12 protein-coding genes and 2 tRNA genes are annotated in these 15,492 nt (G+C 47.2%); 6 read left to right on the plus strand and 8 right to left on the minus strand.

Features of this window, described 5'->3' with window-relative positions; all coding sequences use genetic code 11:
• Window position 1: 1 nt before the first annotated feature.
• On the plus strand, window positions 2-3,100 hold the full coding sequence (locus DEU30_RS12780; RefSeq protein ID WP_011235530.1) for an efflux RND transporter permease subunit: 3,099 nt from the start codon (window positions 2-4) through the stop codon (window positions 3,098-3,100).
• Between the two features lie 12 nt (window positions 3,101-3,112).
• Here the strand turns inward: DEU30_RS12780 and DEU30_RS12785 are convergent, their stop codons facing one another.
• The 3 genes from DEU30_RS12785 to rsgA are packed head-to-tail and all read right to left on the minus strand — an operon-like array spanning window position 3,113 to window position 5,762.
• Window positions 3,113-3,841 (minus strand): glycerophosphodiester phosphodiesterase, encoded by a 729-nt coding sequence (locus tag DEU30_RS12785; protein ID WP_110013392.1) that lies wholly within the window; start codon window positions 3,839-3,841, stop codon window positions 3,113-3,115.
• Window positions 3,838-4,716: an archaetidylserine decarboxylase gene (gene asd / locus DEU30_RS12790; protein WP_011235528.1), complete on the minus strand. Its 879-nt coding sequence runs from the start codon at window positions 4,714-4,716 to the stop codon at window positions 3,838-3,840. The genes DEU30_RS12785 and asd overlap by 4 nt, the downstream gene beginning before the upstream one ends.
• Window positions 4,717-4,718: 2 nt before the next feature.
• Window positions 4,719-5,762 carry a small ribosomal subunit biogenesis GTPase RsgA gene (gene rsgA / locus DEU30_RS12795; protein ID WP_114982407.1) on the minus strand — a complete coding sequence of 348 codons (1,044 nt, stop codon included), beginning with the start codon at window positions 5,760-5,762 and terminating at the stop codon, window positions 4,719-4,721.
• A 69-nt stretch (window positions 5,763-5,831) separates the two neighbouring features.
• On the opposite strand from rsgA, the gene orn reads away from it, so the two are divergent.
• The 3 genes from orn to DEU30_RS12810 all read left to right on the plus strand — a co-directional run bounded on the left by orn (window position 5,832) and on the right by DEU30_RS12810 (window position 6,634).
• Window positions 5,832-6,383 (plus strand): oligoribonuclease, encoded by a 552-nt coding sequence (gene orn / locus DEU30_RS12800; RefSeq protein ID WP_114982406.1) that lies wholly within the window; start codon window positions 5,832-5,834, stop codon window positions 6,381-6,383.
• Between the two features lie 68 nt (window positions 6,384-6,451).
• A tRNA-Gly gene (locus DEU30_RS12805) sits at window positions 6,452-6,527 on the plus strand.
• Between the two features lie 31 nt (window positions 6,528-6,558).
• Window positions 6,559-6,634: transfer RNA gene (locus tag DEU30_RS12810), tRNA-Gly, on the plus strand.
• 72 nt (window positions 6,635-6,706) lie between these two features.
• On the opposite strand, the gene DEU30_RS12815 is transcribed toward DEU30_RS12810, so the two are convergent.
• The 3 genes from DEU30_RS12815 to DEU30_RS12825 all read right to left on the minus strand — a co-directional run bounded on the left by DEU30_RS12815 (window position 6,707) and on the right by DEU30_RS12825 (window position 10,689).
• Window positions 6,707-7,852: a dicarboxylate/amino acid:cation symporter gene (locus DEU30_RS12815; protein ID WP_114982405.1), complete on the minus strand. Its 1,146-nt coding sequence runs from the start codon at window positions 7,850-7,852 to the stop codon at window positions 6,707-6,709.
• A 75-nt stretch (window positions 7,853-7,927) separates the two neighbouring features.
• On the minus strand, window positions 7,928-8,845 hold the full coding sequence (locus tag DEU30_RS12820) for a histone deacetylase family protein (protein WP_114982404.1): 918 nt from the start codon (window positions 8,843-8,845) through the stop codon (window positions 7,928-7,930).
• 2 nt (window positions 8,846-8,847) lie between these two features.
• The gene (locus DEU30_RS12825) at window positions 8,848-10,689 is read right to left on the minus strand and encodes a GNAT family N-acetyltransferase (RefSeq protein ID WP_011235523.1); all 1,842 of its coding nucleotides are present in this window, start codon (window positions 10,687-10,689) and stop codon (window positions 8,848-8,850) included.
• 166 nt (window positions 10,690-10,855) lie between these two features.
• Between DEU30_RS12825 and DEU30_RS12830 the strand changes: the two genes are divergently transcribed.
• Window positions 10,856-12,079 carry an Nramp family divalent metal transporter gene (locus DEU30_RS12830; RefSeq protein ID WP_011235522.1) on the plus strand — a complete coding sequence of 408 codons (1,224 nt, stop codon included), beginning with the start codon at window positions 10,856-10,858 and terminating at the stop codon, window positions 12,077-12,079.
• A 39-nt stretch (window positions 12,080-12,118) separates the two neighbouring features.
• On the opposite strand, the gene DEU30_RS12835 is transcribed toward DEU30_RS12830, so the two are convergent.
• On the minus strand, window positions 12,119-13,114 hold the full coding sequence (locus tag DEU30_RS12835) for a DUF4382 domain-containing protein (RefSeq protein ID WP_034822585.1): 996 nt from the start codon (window positions 13,112-13,114) through the stop codon (window positions 12,119-12,121).
• 207 nt (window positions 13,115-13,321) lie between these two features.
• Here DEU30_RS12835 and DEU30_RS12840 point away from each other — a divergent pair, with 207 nt between their 5' ends.
• Window positions 13,322-13,687, plus strand: coding sequence for a DUF413 domain-containing protein (locus DEU30_RS12840; RefSeq protein WP_011235520.1), 366 nt, complete (start codon window positions 13,322-13,324; stop codon window positions 13,685-13,687).
• On the opposite strand, the gene DEU30_RS12845 is transcribed toward DEU30_RS12840, so the two are convergent.
• Complete coding sequence (locus tag DEU30_RS12845; RefSeq protein WP_034822583.1) at window positions 13,671-15,449, minus strand: bifunctional diguanylate cyclase/phosphodiesterase; 1,779 nt, start codon at window positions 15,447-15,449, stop codon at window positions 13,671-13,673. The genes DEU30_RS12840 and DEU30_RS12845 overlap by 17 nt on opposite strands.
• Between the last annotated feature and the right edge of the window lie 43 nt (window positions 15,450-15,492).

The following is a 15,492-nucleotide window of genomic DNA, read 5'->3' on the forward strand; positions in this document are numbered from 1 at the left end:
TATGTTGTTGTCAGACCTTTCTGTAAAACGTCCGGTTTTTGCAACCGTACTGAATATTCTGCTGGTGGTTTTCGGTATTGTAGCTTTTACCATGCTGCCGTTGCGAGAATATCCGGATATCGATCGTCCTATAGTTACTATTGATACAGACTACCCCGGCGCCTCTGCCGAAGTTGTAGAAACTCAGGTCACGCAGTTAGTCGAAGACCGTATTAGTGGCATAGAAGGCATTAAAAACATTAGCTCTAGCAGCCGCAACGGGCGCTCCAGTATCAGTATAGAGTTTAATCTGACTCGCGACATTGATGCCGCTTCTAACGACGTTCGTGAGCGGGTGTCCCGGGTACTTGATAACCTGCCGGAAGAAGCTGACCCCCCTGAAGTTTCAAAGGCCTCAAGCGATGAGAGTACCATTGTCTGGTATAACCTTCGCAGCGAGAGCATGTCGATTCTGGAGCTAACTGACTACGCGGAGCGATACATCGTAGACCGTCTGTCAGTTGCCGACGGTGTCGCACGGGTAGTCATTGGTGGTGACCGCCGTTACGCCATGCGTGTATGGCTGGACCGTGATGCTATGGCGGCACGGCAGGTGACGGTAACCGATATTGTTAGCCGTTTGCGAGAAGAAAACGTTGAGCTTCCGGCAGGTGAAGTTGAGTCAACCGACAGAGAATTCTCGGTTCGTATGGCACGCGCGTATTTATCGCCGGAAGACTTTAAAAACTTGGTGATACGACAGGGCGACGATGGTTACTTAGTCCGGTTGGGTGAAGTGGCCCGGGTAGAACTGGGTGCCGAAGATGACAAAACCGACTTCCGGGGTAATGGCGTTAACATGGTTGGTGTTGGTGTCATTAAACAGTCGAAGGGCAACACCCTGGATGTGGTGAAGAACGTTCACCGGGAAATGAAAAAAATTCAGGAAACCCTGCCTGAAACCATGTATCTGGCACCCAGCTATGACTCGTCGATATTTATTCAGGGCTCAGTTGACGAAGTTTATAATACTCTGGCTGTGGCGATGGCACTGGTTATTGTCGTTATTTACCTGTTTTTAGGAAATATAAGGGCAACTATTGTTCCTGCGCTGACGGTGCCTGTGGCGATTATTGCGTCCTACATGGTGCTATTCGCACTGGGCTTTTCCATAAACTTGTTAACCTTGCTGGCGCTGGTACTGGCTATTGGACTGGTGGTTGATGACTCTATTGTCGTGCTGGAAAACATATACCGCCGTATAGAAGAGGGAGAGCCTCCGGTTCTGGCTGCTTATCGTGGAGCCAGAGAAGTGGGCTTTGCGGTTATTGCGACAACCCTGGTACTGATTTCGGTATTTGTACCGTTGGCTTTCTTAGACGGAAATATCGGTAAGCTTTTTACGGAGTTTGCCCTTGCCATAGCCGCTGCTGTTGCTTTCTCCAGTATTGCTGCACTGACGTTAACGCCAATGCTGAGCTCTAAAATACTGAGTAAAAAAGAGCGTACCAGTAAATTTGGTAAAGCTTTTGATGCGACTTTCAACTGGCTGGAACAAGGTTACCGTGGCGTGCTTGAGAAAAGCGTGAAGCGGCCTATGATGGCAATCGTGTTGGTGGTTATGTCGGGTGTTGTTGCGTTCGGTTTATTCAGCTTTATTCCACAAGAGTTCGCGCCACCTGAAGACCGCGGTACTTTTTATATTCAGGTGCGCAGTGCCGAAGGCGCAAGTTTCGAGTCCAGCTCCAGACATATGGACGAAATAGAACAGATTCTTTTGCCTTATATTGATGAAGGCAAGATTGACCGTTTGATTGTTCGTGCTCCCGGTTGGGGCGGTAGCGCCGGTATTGCTATCGTCGGTGCCGTTCCGTTTGACGAGCGTGACTGGTCAAGTTTTGATCTAATGGAAGAAATGCGCTCTCAGTTGGATTCGGTTGTCGGCGTTCAGGCGTTCGCTTTTATGCGGAGTGGTATTAGCGGCGGAGGCGGGCGTCCGGTCGAATTCGTGTTGCAGGGGAATACCTACGAGCGCTTAGCTGAATTTCGTGACATTGTTATTGAGGAAGCTTCTACCAACCCGGGTTTACAGGATCTGGACAGTGACTATAAAGAAACTTTGCCACAATTACTGATTCAGGTGGATGAAGCCAGCGCGGCTGATTTAGGAGTTTCAGTGCAGGATATAGGTATCACCTTGCAGTCTGTATTAGGCCAAAGACGAGTGACAACCTACCTTGATCGCGGTGAAGAGTATGACGTGATGCTGGAGGGCGAAAAAGCCGATTACCGTAGCCCCAGCGCCATAGATAATATCTATGTACGTTCGCGTAAAAGTGACGAATTGATTCCGCTTTCTAACCTCGTAACCATTACTGAGCAGGCCACTTCAGCCCGACTTAACCGATACAACCGTATGCGCAGTGTCACCATTGAAGCGAATCTGGCTGAGGGATATTCACTGGGTGAAGCGTTGAGTTATTTGGAAGGCGTGGTGCAGGAAAAACTGCCGGAAGATGTCTCAATTGACTATAAAGGCGAGTCTCAACTGTACAAAGAGAGTGGTAGTTCAATTGTCTTTGTTTTTGGGTTGGCATTGGTCATTACCTTCCTGGTTCTGGCTGCGCAGTTTGAAAGCTTTATTCATCCGTTGGTCATTATGCTGGCGGTACCTATGGCTATAGTTGGGGCTTTAATGGCGCTGTATCTGGCCGGAATGAGCATCAATATATACAGTCAGATAGGCATAGTAATGCTCATTGGTCTGGCAGCGAAAAATGGTATTCTTATTGTTGAATTTGCGAATCAGTTGCGTGATTCAGGAGTGGAGTTCAAAGAAGCTGTGCTTAAAGCTGCGCAACAGCGTTTACGACCGATTGTGATGACGGCGTTCACAACTCTAATGAGTTCCGTGCCACTTATCCTCGGTTCTGGGCCGGGAGCTGAAAGCCGTATGGTCATTGGTACGGTTATTTTTGCCGGGGTTGCAGTGTCAGCATTTTTGACGTTATTTGTTATTCCTGCTCTGTATATCGCTCTGGCGAAGAATACCAGCTCACCAATGGCTATCACGCGTAAACTGGAATCTTTACAGGAAGAGTATCCAGACCATCATAGTTGATGGTCTGCGGTGCTAATAGTGCAGAATAGGTTCGTTGCCGGCAGTGGTCAGGCCGGCAACGACGTTTTGTGCATAACTAGGGTGATTGGTAAAAATACCGTCGACTCCCATTGCGTGCAGTTCTTCAATGTCGTGCTGACCATCCACAGTATAGACATAAACTTGTAAGCCCCGGCGATGACCATCTGCGACTAACTCAGGTGTCACAAAGTCGACAGCGAAATGAGCTGAGAAGGCTTTGAGTTCTTCAGCGAAGTAGCAATAACTCAAAGGGCAACTGGCACTTAACGCTCCAATTTTAATGCTGGGACGACGCTTTTTAAGGCGTTGTAACCAATGGTGGTTAAAAGACGAAACCAGCAGTTGCTCGGGCTTAAAATTCGAGTTCTGCAGAGCGTAATCAACGTCCAGTAACAGCTCTTTGGTCGGCACATCGCCTTTAAGCTCGATGTTGACATGACAATGTCCGTTAATATGAGCTAAAGCTTCTCGCAGCGTGGGTATAGACTGCTGACCGAAGACTTTCAGATGCCGAATTTGCTCTGCGGTTAAATCTTTTAATCTGCCCGGGGTGGCTGTCAGGCGTTCTAAATACCGGTCGTGAAAGACAAAACGCTCACCGTCAATGGCGTAAACATCCAGCTCTATGCCATGCACTCCGCTGTCCATTGCGCGCGAGAACGCGGCGAGCGTGTTTTCCGGAGCCTCATAACTGGCTCCTCGGTGAGCCCATAAAATCAATCGTCGCTCTCTTTTATTTCTGCCATGACTTCACCCATACGGGTCACTGACAGAGGTTTAAGTTCGTCGTTAAACTCAATGGCGTCTTTAGCAAAGGTCAACACAACGGTCGAGCCCAGTTTAAAGTGACCCATTTCCTCACCTTTTTTAAGGTGTATCGCAGAGTGCCCCGAGGTTGGATATGACCAACTTTGAATACGCCCGCCGGTAGGAGGCGTTATGGTACCGGACCATACAGTACCGATACTGGCAACAATTGTAGCGCCAACCAATACCAATGACATGGGGCCAACTTCGGTATCAAAAATGGCAACCACGCGCTCATTTCGGGCAAACAGGTTAGGGACATTAGCCGCCGTTAACGGGTTAACAGAGTACAAATCACCTGGCACATAAATCATTTTTTTCAGCACGCCGTCGCAGGGCATATGAATGCGATGATAGTCTTTCGGCGCCAAATAAATAGTTGCGAATTTACCGTCAACGAAAGGTTTCGCGTCTTCTTCGTTGCCCCCCAGCAATTCCTGTAACGAATAATCGTGGCCTTTGGCCTGAAAAATACGTCCGTTTTCAATGTCGCCCAATTGGCTGACAGCACCATCGACCGGATGAGCCAGCTCGCTTTCGCTGGCCTCTAAGGGTCTGAGTTCAGGTTTTAAATGGCGGGTAAAAAACGCATTAAAGGTTTTATAAGCTTTTGGCGATTCTTCAATGGCTTCACTCATATCAATTTTATACTGTCGGATAAACCAACGGATAAACAGCTGAGTAAACCATCCGGCACGCGCCGCAGCAAACTTTCCTATTAAGCGGGAAATTAAATGCTTAGGCATGACATGCTGGAAGAATATTTTGACTTTATCGGTCTTAGCCACAGTTATTTACCTCGAATTGCCCGACTGGGCTTTTGTGTTTTCATAGTCTCAATAATGCGATGATAATTAGAAAGACGCCAGTCATGCAATTGATTGTTGCTGACAGCTTCCTGTAATGCACAACCTGGGTCGTCTGCGTGTTTGCAGTCACGGAATTTACAGCCGCCTAAATAGTCGCGAAAGTCCACATAGCAACGAGCGATTCGCTCGGGTTCCAGATGCCACAATGAAAATTCCCGAATCCCGGGGGAGTCAATCAATGCGCCGCCTTGCTTTAAGTCATACCAAGTCGCGACTGTGGTTGTGTGCTGTCCTAATCCTGAATTATCGGACACTAAATTTGTTTCGGCGTTCACGTCAGGTAACAGCTGATTAACCAGCGAGGATTTACCCACCCCCGACTGTCCAACCACAATAGAAATACTGTCTTTCAGCATGTCCTGCAGGGCATCCAGACCATCCTGAGTCGCGCTGCTGACGTTAAGGACTTTATAGCCAATACTCTCGTAGTCTTTTAAGCGCTGCTGGATATGGTTGCGCTCTTCTTCGTCTATTTCCGGCAGTAAATCGGCTTTATTCAGGACAATAACCGGCTCTATGCCAATGTCTTCGCAGGCGACTAAGTAGCGATCGATAATCGGAGAGGAGAAGCTTGGCAATACGCTCGAGATAATAAAGATTTGATCAATATTAGCGGCAACCGGTTTAAGACCGTCGTAGTAGTCGGGGCGCGAGAGCAAGCTGTCGCGCTCCTGAACAGCAACCACTACGCCCTGCATGCCTTGTTGCTCAACCGAAGATCTGGACCATAAAACACTGTCGCCACACACCAGACTGCTGATAACCCTGCGAATATGGCAGCGATAGGTATTCCCCTGCTCATCACGGATATCGGCATGTTGGCCAAAGCGGCTTATAACGCGACCGGGTTCCGGTGCATTAAGCTGGCTGTCAGTCCATTCTATATCGGTGTTTTTCAGTCGTTTTTTCTGATTGACTGATACTTGCCGTTGCTGACCTTTATTAAGACGTCTGCGTTTTACCAAGCCCGTTAACCTGTTGTCGTGCTAGAAATGACGCTATCATACAACAAATTGTATTGAGAGAGCAGGGTAATGACCGAGGACAATAAGAAACAACGCTTAATTTGGATTGACCTTGAAATGACAGGCCTGGAGCCTGATGAGAATCATATTATTGAAGTGGCTACCATAGTCACCGATGCCCAGTTAAACACTCTGGCCGAAGGCCCTGTTATTGCGGTTCATCAGCCGCAAAAGTACCTGGACAGAATGGACGACTGGAATGTGAAAACGCACACCGGCTCCGGTCTCGTTGAGCGGGTAAAGGAGAGTCAGCACGACGAGCGTAAAGCGGCTGCAGAGACGATTGAGTTTTTAAAGCAGTACATTGACGCTGGCGTATCGCCAATGTGCGGTAACAGTATCTGTCAGGATCGCCGTTTTCTGGCAAAGCATATGCCTGAACTGGAAGCTTTTTTCCATTACCGGAACTTAGACGTCAGCACATTAAAAGAGCTGGCCAAACGCTGGAATCCGGAAGTTGCTAATAGCTTTAAAAAGTCAGGTGCGCATGAGGCTTTAGCGGATATTCGTGAGTCTATTGCAGAATTACAGCACTATCGAGAGCATTTTTTCAGCAAATAAACCAATTGCGGCGCGAAAACTATTGACCTTATCGGTGGTATCAGTAGAATACACGCCGCACTGACGAAGCGGGAATAGCTCAGCTGGTAGAGCACAACCTTGCCAAGGTTGGGGTCGCGAGTTCGAATCTCGTTTCCCGCTCCAACGTCAGTCTTTCCACCAGAAGTATCAATACGCGGGAATAGCTCAGCTGGTAGAGCACAACCTTGCCAAGGTTGGGGTCGCGAGTTCGAATCTCGTTTCCCGCTCCAAGTTTTAATCGCTAGTACGTTTAAATTGAGTTTAATACGCACCAGCGACTCAATGTTCTGAACCTTCGTTTGCTAACTCTCTTTCGAACTATCCACAAACATAGCAATAGCACCATCACCCGTAATATTACAGGCGGTACCGAAGCTGTCCTGTGCCATGTACAAGGCTATCATTAAGGCGACTGCGGTTTCGCCGAAACCCAGCATGGAACCTAACAGGCCAACCGCTGACATAACGGCGCCGCCGGGCACACCTGGTGCGGCTAACATGACAATGCCAAGCATTAAAATAAACGGCAGCATGGTAAAGAAGCCGGGAATAGCCAGTGAATTATGCAGCACCATAACCGCGACCGCACAGCTAACAATGGTAATGGTGGAGCCAGCTAAGTGAACGGTAGCGCAAAGTGGCACGGTAAAATTGGCTACGTCATTATCAACTTTGTTTTTACGCACGCTTTGCAGGGTGACTGGAATAGTTGCAGCACTGGACATAGTACCTAACGCGGTGAAATAGGCTGGCAGCATGTTTTTAATTAAAAACAGTGGCGAACGACCGGTTTTTATACCCGCCATAATGTACATAGAGGTGATGTAAACCCAGTGCAGGGCAACGGCAAGTATGAGAATGACACCAAATGTTTTCAGGGTATTAAACACCGTGCCGGCAACGGCCATTTCTGTAAAGATACCGGCAATATACAGCGGCAGTAATGGAATAATAACTTTAACCAACAGCAGCTCGATAATGTCGCGGCCTTGATCCGACAGTTTTTTCAAACTTTCAGCTTTAGTACTGGCAATGCCCAACCCGAATATAAAGGCTAAAACCAGAGCTGACATGACTTCCATAAGTGGCGGAACTGACAGTTCAATAAAAGGTTCTATAGTGGCTTTGGCTTCGGTAGAAACACTTTGAGCATCGGTGGTCAGCCAGGGCACGACAAGGCTGGCGGCGAAAAACGCAACACTACCGGCGATGACGGTAGAGGCATAAGCTATACCTAAGGTTTTACCGAGCATTTTTCCGGAGTTGCTTGGTAAGCTGGCAATACCGCTGGTAATGAAGAACAAAATAAGTAATGGGATGGTAAAGAATAACAACTGACCGAACAGAGCTTTAAAGGTCAATAACAGTTGGCTGACCCACTCGGGCATATATAGCCCAATGAGAATACCGGCGACAATACCCGCAATTAGCTTAAGAATTAATCCCATAATACTCGACTCTTTTTATGAATGTTTTTACGAATGGAAGCTTGCTGTTTTAGGCGCTATTTAAGCCTTAGCTAATTAGAGCAAGCCTTTTAAATGCGCAACCACGCTGCGGCCTAAAGCGCTGAGATTATACCCGCCTTCCAGGCAAGATACGATACGGCCGTCGCAATGATTATCGGCAATTTCTTTCAGTTTGAGGCTTATCCAGTGGTAGTCTTCTTCTTTCAATAAGAACTGCGACATGTCGTCTTCGGCGTGGCCGTCAAACCCCGCGGAAATCAGTATTAATTGTGGTGCAAAGTTATCTAACGCCTTAAACCACTTTTGGCTAACGGCTTCTTGCCATTGTGGGCCTTTGCATCCTGCGGGTAAGGGAACGTTGTGGATATTGTCGGCGCTGGTGTCTTCGCCGGTAAAGGGGTAAAACGCCTGCTGAAAAGACGAACAAAATAAAATACGCTCATCGCTCTGAACAATGTCTTCTGTTCCATTGCCGTGGTGCACGTCAAAATCGACAATGGCAACGCGTTCAAGCCCGTGCGTTTCCAGAGCATGGTAAGCAGCAATAGCAACATTATTGAACAGGCAGAAGCCCATCGCTTTGTCGCGGGTGGCGTGGTGTCCGGGCGGGCGCACGGCACAAAAGGCCTGTTTGTTGTAAGTGGTCAGTACATCATCGACTGCATTGATGGCGGCTCCGGCAGCCTTCAGCGCGGCGGCTTTACTGCCTGCGGTTATTAAGGTGTCCGGATCAATCCACTCGTGGTCGTACTCCGGAATTTGCGCGAAAACAAAATCGACATGCTCTTTGGTATGGGCTCTGTAAATAGCCTCAAGTGGCGCGTCGGAAGCGTCTTTTCTGACCAGAACAAAGTCCATTCCGGAGCGGATCAATTGGTCGTTAATGGCCGCTATGCGAGCCGGGCACTCTGGGTGTTGTTCATCCGGAATATGCTCCAGGCAATCTGAATGACTAAAAACAACGATAGACATAGCTAGTCTGCGTCCTCGTTCAGCTCGAGTTTCAGCAGCACTTCTCCGGGCTCTTCACTGGGTAGGCGCTTAAAGCCTCCGCGCTCGAACACGCTGAGCATGGGCTTATTAGCTGCCAGAACATAGGCCTGCATACTGTCCAGCTTGCGCTCTTTGGCAATACGGATCATTTCATCCAGTAACATGCCCGCCATGCCCCGCCCCTGATACTTCTCACGGGTAACAAAAGCCACTTCACAGCTATTTTGAGACTCAATGAAGTAGTAACGTCCTACGGCCTGAATTTGAACCGCTGAGCCCTTCTGGCGAACAATACAAAGGGCCAGGTCTCTGGACTGATCAACGCTGACCAAGTTACAGGATTTTTCCCGGGTCATGTTGGTGGGCACTGCGTTGTATCGTAACTGCAGGGTTTCTTTGGTATGAGAGTAGAAAAACTCCTGCAATCGTCGTTCGTCTGATGGATAGAGAGGTCTTAAGTCGAAAGACTCATTATTAATTTTTAGCTTTTTAAAGCCGATGTCACCAAGTTCAGGCACATCGACAGGCGTTTGTTGCTGATAGTTGGGCACCCAGTAGTGTTTGCGTACTTCCTGTAACAGATGGCTACGGAATTTAGGGTGGGCAACACGAATCAGCTCTAATGCGCGTTCGCGGATACTTTTTCCGCGCAGCGACGCCACCCCAAATTCGGTTACGACATAATGCACGTGCCCTCGCGTGGTGACCACTCCGGCTCCTTCACGAATAAAAGGCACAATGCGCGATACTTTGCCGTCTTCGGTGGTTGACGGCAGAGCAATGACGGGCTTACCCCCCTTACTTAAGGAAGCGCCACGACTGAAGTCAACTTGCCCGCCAATACCGCTATAAAACTGATGTCCTATGGAGTCGGAAACAATCTGTCCGGTTAAGTCCACTTCAATGGCGCTATTAATAGCCACGAGTTTGTCGTTGCGGGCGACATTGGCCGGTGAGTTAACGTACTCACTAGGGTAAAAACCAACGTGGGGGTTGTGATCAACAAAGTCATACAGAGCTTTAGAACCCATACAAAAACTGGTGACGATTTTGTTCGGGTGAAAGGTTTTTTTACGATTGTTGATGACCCCTTTGAGCATAAGGTGCATAACATCGTCAGTGATAAGCTCACTGTGAATGCCAAGATCTTTGTGATTGCTCAGGTAACGCAGTGCCGCCGCGCAAATGGTACCCACACCAATTTGCAGAGTCGCGCCATTTTCAACCAGCAAAGCAATGTACTGGCCTATACGTTCAATGATTTTATTGTTTTCCAGGCTTGGCGGCGGCAGCTCCGGTAGTGGCGCCGCATGTTCCCAAAAATGGTGAATCTGGTTCGTGTGCAGAAACGACTGTCCATAGGTAACCGGCATATTAGGGTTAACCTGCGCTATTACCGTATTGGCAGACTTAGCTGCCGCGGCAACCACATCAACCGACACGCCCATAGAATGGTAACCGTACTTGTCGGCGGGGCTGACCATAATTAAGGCCGCATCCAGCGGCAGAATTCCGTTACTGAATAAATTAGGAATGTCGGAAATAAAGCTGGGAGTGTAATCTGCGCGTCCTTCGTTAACCGCAGTTCGTACTGTATCCCCACCAATAAAAAAGGTGTTTACCTTAAAGAGTTGCTGATACTGCGGACCTGCCCATTTGTTATCAGACAGCGTCATTAACTGCACAATTTCAATATCGTGCAGGTTTTTCGAATTTTCTATCAGGTCATCAATAAGGGCCGTAGGCACCGCCGCGTGAGAACCTATAAAGATCCTCTGCCCGGATTTCAGTATTTTTGACCAGTCTAATTTTGTCTTTGTCATAGCACTGTTTTACCGCAGTGAGGTGCTTTGTGCAATCCTCTAAAGTGAGATAGACTCAGCGGTTAAATTACCGTCAAACGGACATGCTTCCCATGCAAAATAAAAACAATAAATGGGTTAATCAAAAAATTAAATTTTCTGTTGTCTCCGGGGCACAGGAATACTTATGTTGAAACTGTCTAACTTTGGCCCAGGCGCCCTGGTCGCTGCGGCTTTTATTGGTCCGGGTACGGTAGTTACTGCTTCACTAGCTGGTGCTAATTTTGGTTATGCATTGCTGTGGGCATTGCTGTTTTCCGTTGTCGCCTGTGTCATTTTGCAGGAAATGTCTGCCCGTATTGGGTTAGTCACTCAAGCTGGTCTGGGCGAGAATATTCGTAATAACTTAACCTCTGGCTGGCTTCGGTGGCTGGCGCTGTTGCTCATTTTTAGTGCTATTGCTATTGGCAATAGTGTCTATCAGGGGGGCAACCTTTCCGGGGCAAGCCTGGGTGCCAGCGAACTGCTTGGACCGGTACCTGTACTTGATGTCTGGCTGAGTAATGCCTGGGCGCTTATTATTGGTATTATTGCGCTATTAATACTTTGGTCTGGTAATGCGCGGGTGATAGAACGAGCTCTTATCGTTATGGTGCTGTTAATGAGCGTGGCTTTTATCGGCACGTTTCTATTAACAGACCCTGACTGGGGGGCGGTATTCAATGGTACCTTTGGTTTTTCCATGCCTACCGGAGCGACTTTAACAGTTGTGGCTTTAATTGGCACAACTGTGGTTCCTTATAATATTTTCCTGCATGCATCCAGTGTTTCAAAAAAGTGGAAAACGGCAGAAGAATTGCCAGCCGCGCGGCGTGACCTTTTTCTCTCTATTCCTTTTGGCGGCCTTATTTCTATGGCCATTGTGGCTACAGCTGCTTCGGCCTTTTTTGGTCAGCAAGTTGAGATAGAGAGTGCTGGTGACTTGGCTGAATCTTTAAGACCATTGTTTGGAGACGGAGCCACTTATTTAATGGCAATAGGGTTGTTTGCGGCGGGTATTTCGTCGGCAACAACCGCGCCTTTAGCTAGTGCTTATGCGCTTTGTGGAATTATGGGCTGGTCCGTTAATTTACGCAGCAGAGCTTTTCGGATTATCTGGTTCACGATTCTGGTAATTGGCATTATTATTTCCAGCGTTGGTATTAAGCCCGTAACTGTTATCTGGTTTGCACAGGTGGCTAATGGCATCTTGTTGCCCATAATAGTCGGATTTCTCTGGTGGCTTTGTCAAAGTCCTCTGTTGGGAAAATATCGCAACTCACTGCTGCAAAATATTTTAGCCGCAATTATTTTTCTGATTTCTGTAGTGCTGAGTGGCAGAAGTCTTGGTTCCGCTTTTGGATTTTGGTAGGTAAAAGCTACGTCCCTGTAGCTTTATTTTAATTTGAGGTTACTCGCTGGCGGCACCAACAAACTCCAGTTCTTGTGGTTCGCTGGACGCTTCAATACTGACATTTTCAGCAAATAGGAAATTAATTTCGTCATCGGCTTCAGGGTCGTCGTCACCGTTACAGGTTAGCGCGGCTGTGTAGTCTCCTGCGGCAATAAACCCAAGCGAAAAGTCGTAGGTACTAACGCCATCAAAGTAAACCGCTGTGCTGGCATACGGCGTATTTTCTTCCGAACCGCCGTTATCAGCCAGAGTTGCTTCGTCAAGATCACTGCCTTCGTATAAATACACGTAAGCTACTGGCTCATCTGTGTTTTCCGGTGCCACGGTGCAAGTGTCGTTAAACAGCAGTGCGCCTTCAGCGACGGTTCCTTTCAGGTGTCCGACCGCAGAATTATCAACTAAACGAACGCCTCTGGGTTTAAGAATATAGTGGCTTTGGCCTACCGGATTTGTCATTGAGTTGCGTAAGTCAAACTCGACAGTAAAGTTAAGGTTGCCACCGGCATCGGCAATAAAACCGTCCAGTTTAAGTTCATTAGAAGGGACTTGAATACTCACCTTCTCGGCTTCGCCGTCACCATTTGTGTCGGTCATAATGTATGAGCCATCCGCCATAACCAGTCTTAGTTGACCGTATTGTCCGGCTGCTATTTCAGCATCTTCCAGAAACATCATTGAATCGTTGCCGGTGAATTCTAATAAGTTAATACCTATGGTGTTGGCTATGGGCTGGCCTTCCTCATTAGTACAAAGATCATTTTCTTCAGGAGCCTCGATATCTTCACCAACTGTGAAAGTCCGCGGAGAGCTGCCATTTCCCGTAAGCTCAATGGCATTAAAGCAGGCGACAACAGATTCTGCATTGTCGACAGGGGCGTCACTGATACCTAAAGAGAACTGAGCGACATCGTTAGTGTCATTACTATCTGATCCTCCGCATGCAGCCAGACCTAATGTAGCGGTAGCCAGAGTTGTTAACATTAACTTATTCATAGTGCTCTTCCTTTTACTCGCGAAATAATTTGAAACAAAGTGACATATTTGATTACGTGAGGCTAATTTATAGATGCTGTAAAAATTTGTTAAAAGGCATTTTACAAAAATTTTCATTGACAAAATTCTGAGTTAGCTCTATATCGTCTTTGTCGTATACAACGACAGACTTTTGTTCGGTTTTTAGTCTGTAGGAAGGGCTTACCCATGACCAAGATGACCCGTGAATCACTGTTAAAGAAACCGTTTAACGATTTCCGCAACTATCCTTATGGCTTTTCACGCTCTGGCGACTTTTCAATTCGTGAAAGCGATGCATTGACTCATTATGGTTGTTTGATTACAGCCATGCTGAACGGTGAATTTAAGCCGACGTTAAAAGAAGACATTGAATTACTGGCCGCGTGCAAAGGTGAGCAAGCTCCGGTAAGTACTGTAGAAAAGGTTTGGGCCAAGTATCAGGCACGAATTCATCGCCCTAAAGTTGCCAGTATGTATGGTCGGGGTAAATTTGCTGATGACACTTTCAGTTCAGCCTCGGACACCGAAGATGACCTTATTGTTGAGGACTGATTTGGCGTAAACGTCTGGGTTTTTGGCGGTGGCACATGTAGCAACGGCTGCCGTCAGATTGTTTCGCTTCTTTTTTGGCTTCACTGGCCAGCAGTGCGACATCGTGATGCGATAAACACTCGGAAGGATCAGGCTGAACAACTCCTATAGCAAGGCCCAGTAAAGGGTAAAAAACCGGCGTACCGTTTCGGGATAACGCTTTTATGCCTCCTAAATCAATGTGTTCCTGATGATAAAAGCGGGTAATATCCTGCTCAAAGTCTCTGATAATTTTATTACATTGCTCTTCGGTTTGTTCTTTATCTATGTCTTTGAAAATGGCCACAAAGTCGTCCCCGCCAATGTGGCCAATGAAATGACCATGCCTGAATAGTTGCTTTTGCAGTATCTGCGCCAGCCATTTGATAATTTGATCGCCTTGTTCGTACCCATAAATGTCGTTATAGGGCTTGAAATGGTTCAGATCAAAGTAGGCGACGTGGAATGATCGTACTCGGGAAAGTTGTTCTTCAATAATTTGGTTAATGGCAACGTTGCCCGGCAGTTGGGTTAGGGGGTTAGCATGTCGTGCATTGTTAACTTTTAATTCGGTGATTCTGCGTAATAGGTTTTTAATGGATGCCACACCGTAGTAAACATCGCTTTTAGTCACAATAATATGCTGATAAATATCGACTTCGTCGTTATCGGTAATAAGCTGGCTCACCTCTTCCAGCGACGTTTGCCAGTCAACGGAAAGAGGGTGTTCGTCCATTATGTATGAAACCGGTTTGTTGGCATAAAGTGCATGACCGTAGGAACCGGAAAAGAACTCCATAATTTTTTCTCTGCGAATAATTCCGGCGACTTTCTTCTCATGAATAACGGGCAGTGAAGATAAGGTTTTGTCTTGTGTAAAGGTATCTAGTACTTCAGATGAGCGCGTATGAGCTGATACGCAATGAATGGTATCGACCACACTGGCGATAGTACTTTGGTAGTTTAATGCAACATGATGATGCGGTAACAGTAGTGAGGACGGAACCTTCAACACCGGATAAGGCGCGGGCCTGCCAAGCAGGAAGCCCTGACAATAATTAACGCCCATAACCTGCAGTTGTTCAAGCTCATCTGGCGTTTCAATGCCTTCTACGACAACTTTTGTGCGCAGACTGGTGGCTAGCGATAAGATACTTTGTACAAATTCTCTTTTTACAGAGGACTTTTCAATAGAATGAATAAAGTATCGATCAATTTTCACATAGTCAGGACGTAATTCTGACCAGAGTTTCAGACCTGAATAGCCGGCACCTAAGTCATCAATTGCTATCATAAACCCCAGTTTTTGATAGTGAATAATGGCGTGTTTTAAGTTCTTGGTGTCTTCAATTGGATAGCGCTCTGAAATTTCGATAACGATTTGTTCCGGCGCTATGCCGAATTGCTGAGACAAGCGTAACGTTGAGCCATGAGGGTGGCTGTCGTCCTGCAACACGTTAGGGTTTACGTTAAGAAACAGCTTTCCCTGCATAGCGTTTTTTTGAAACGCTTCCATAGCTGCCGAGCGACAGGCTAGTTCCAGTTCAGACAGTAACTGTGCCTGGCTGGCGAGAGAAAATAGGCGATCCGGGAATTCAAGTGGATGTCCTTTAGGCCCGCGAATAAGAGCTTCGTGGCCAATAACAATTCCACGGGAAGTGTCCATAACGGGCTGGAATAGAGGATAAAGCTGTTTGTCCTGAATAAGGCTAAGCAGCTCTTTAGTTAAATCAGACCCTGACATGGAACCCCCTGTTACAGCACAACATAAAAGCTTAGTTTTATTT

The organism is Idiomarina sp. 017G (assembly GCF_004362265.1).
Classification (GTDB): domain Bacteria; phylum Pseudomonadota; class Gammaproteobacteria; order Enterobacterales; family Alteromonadaceae; genus Idiomarina; species Idiomarina loihiensis.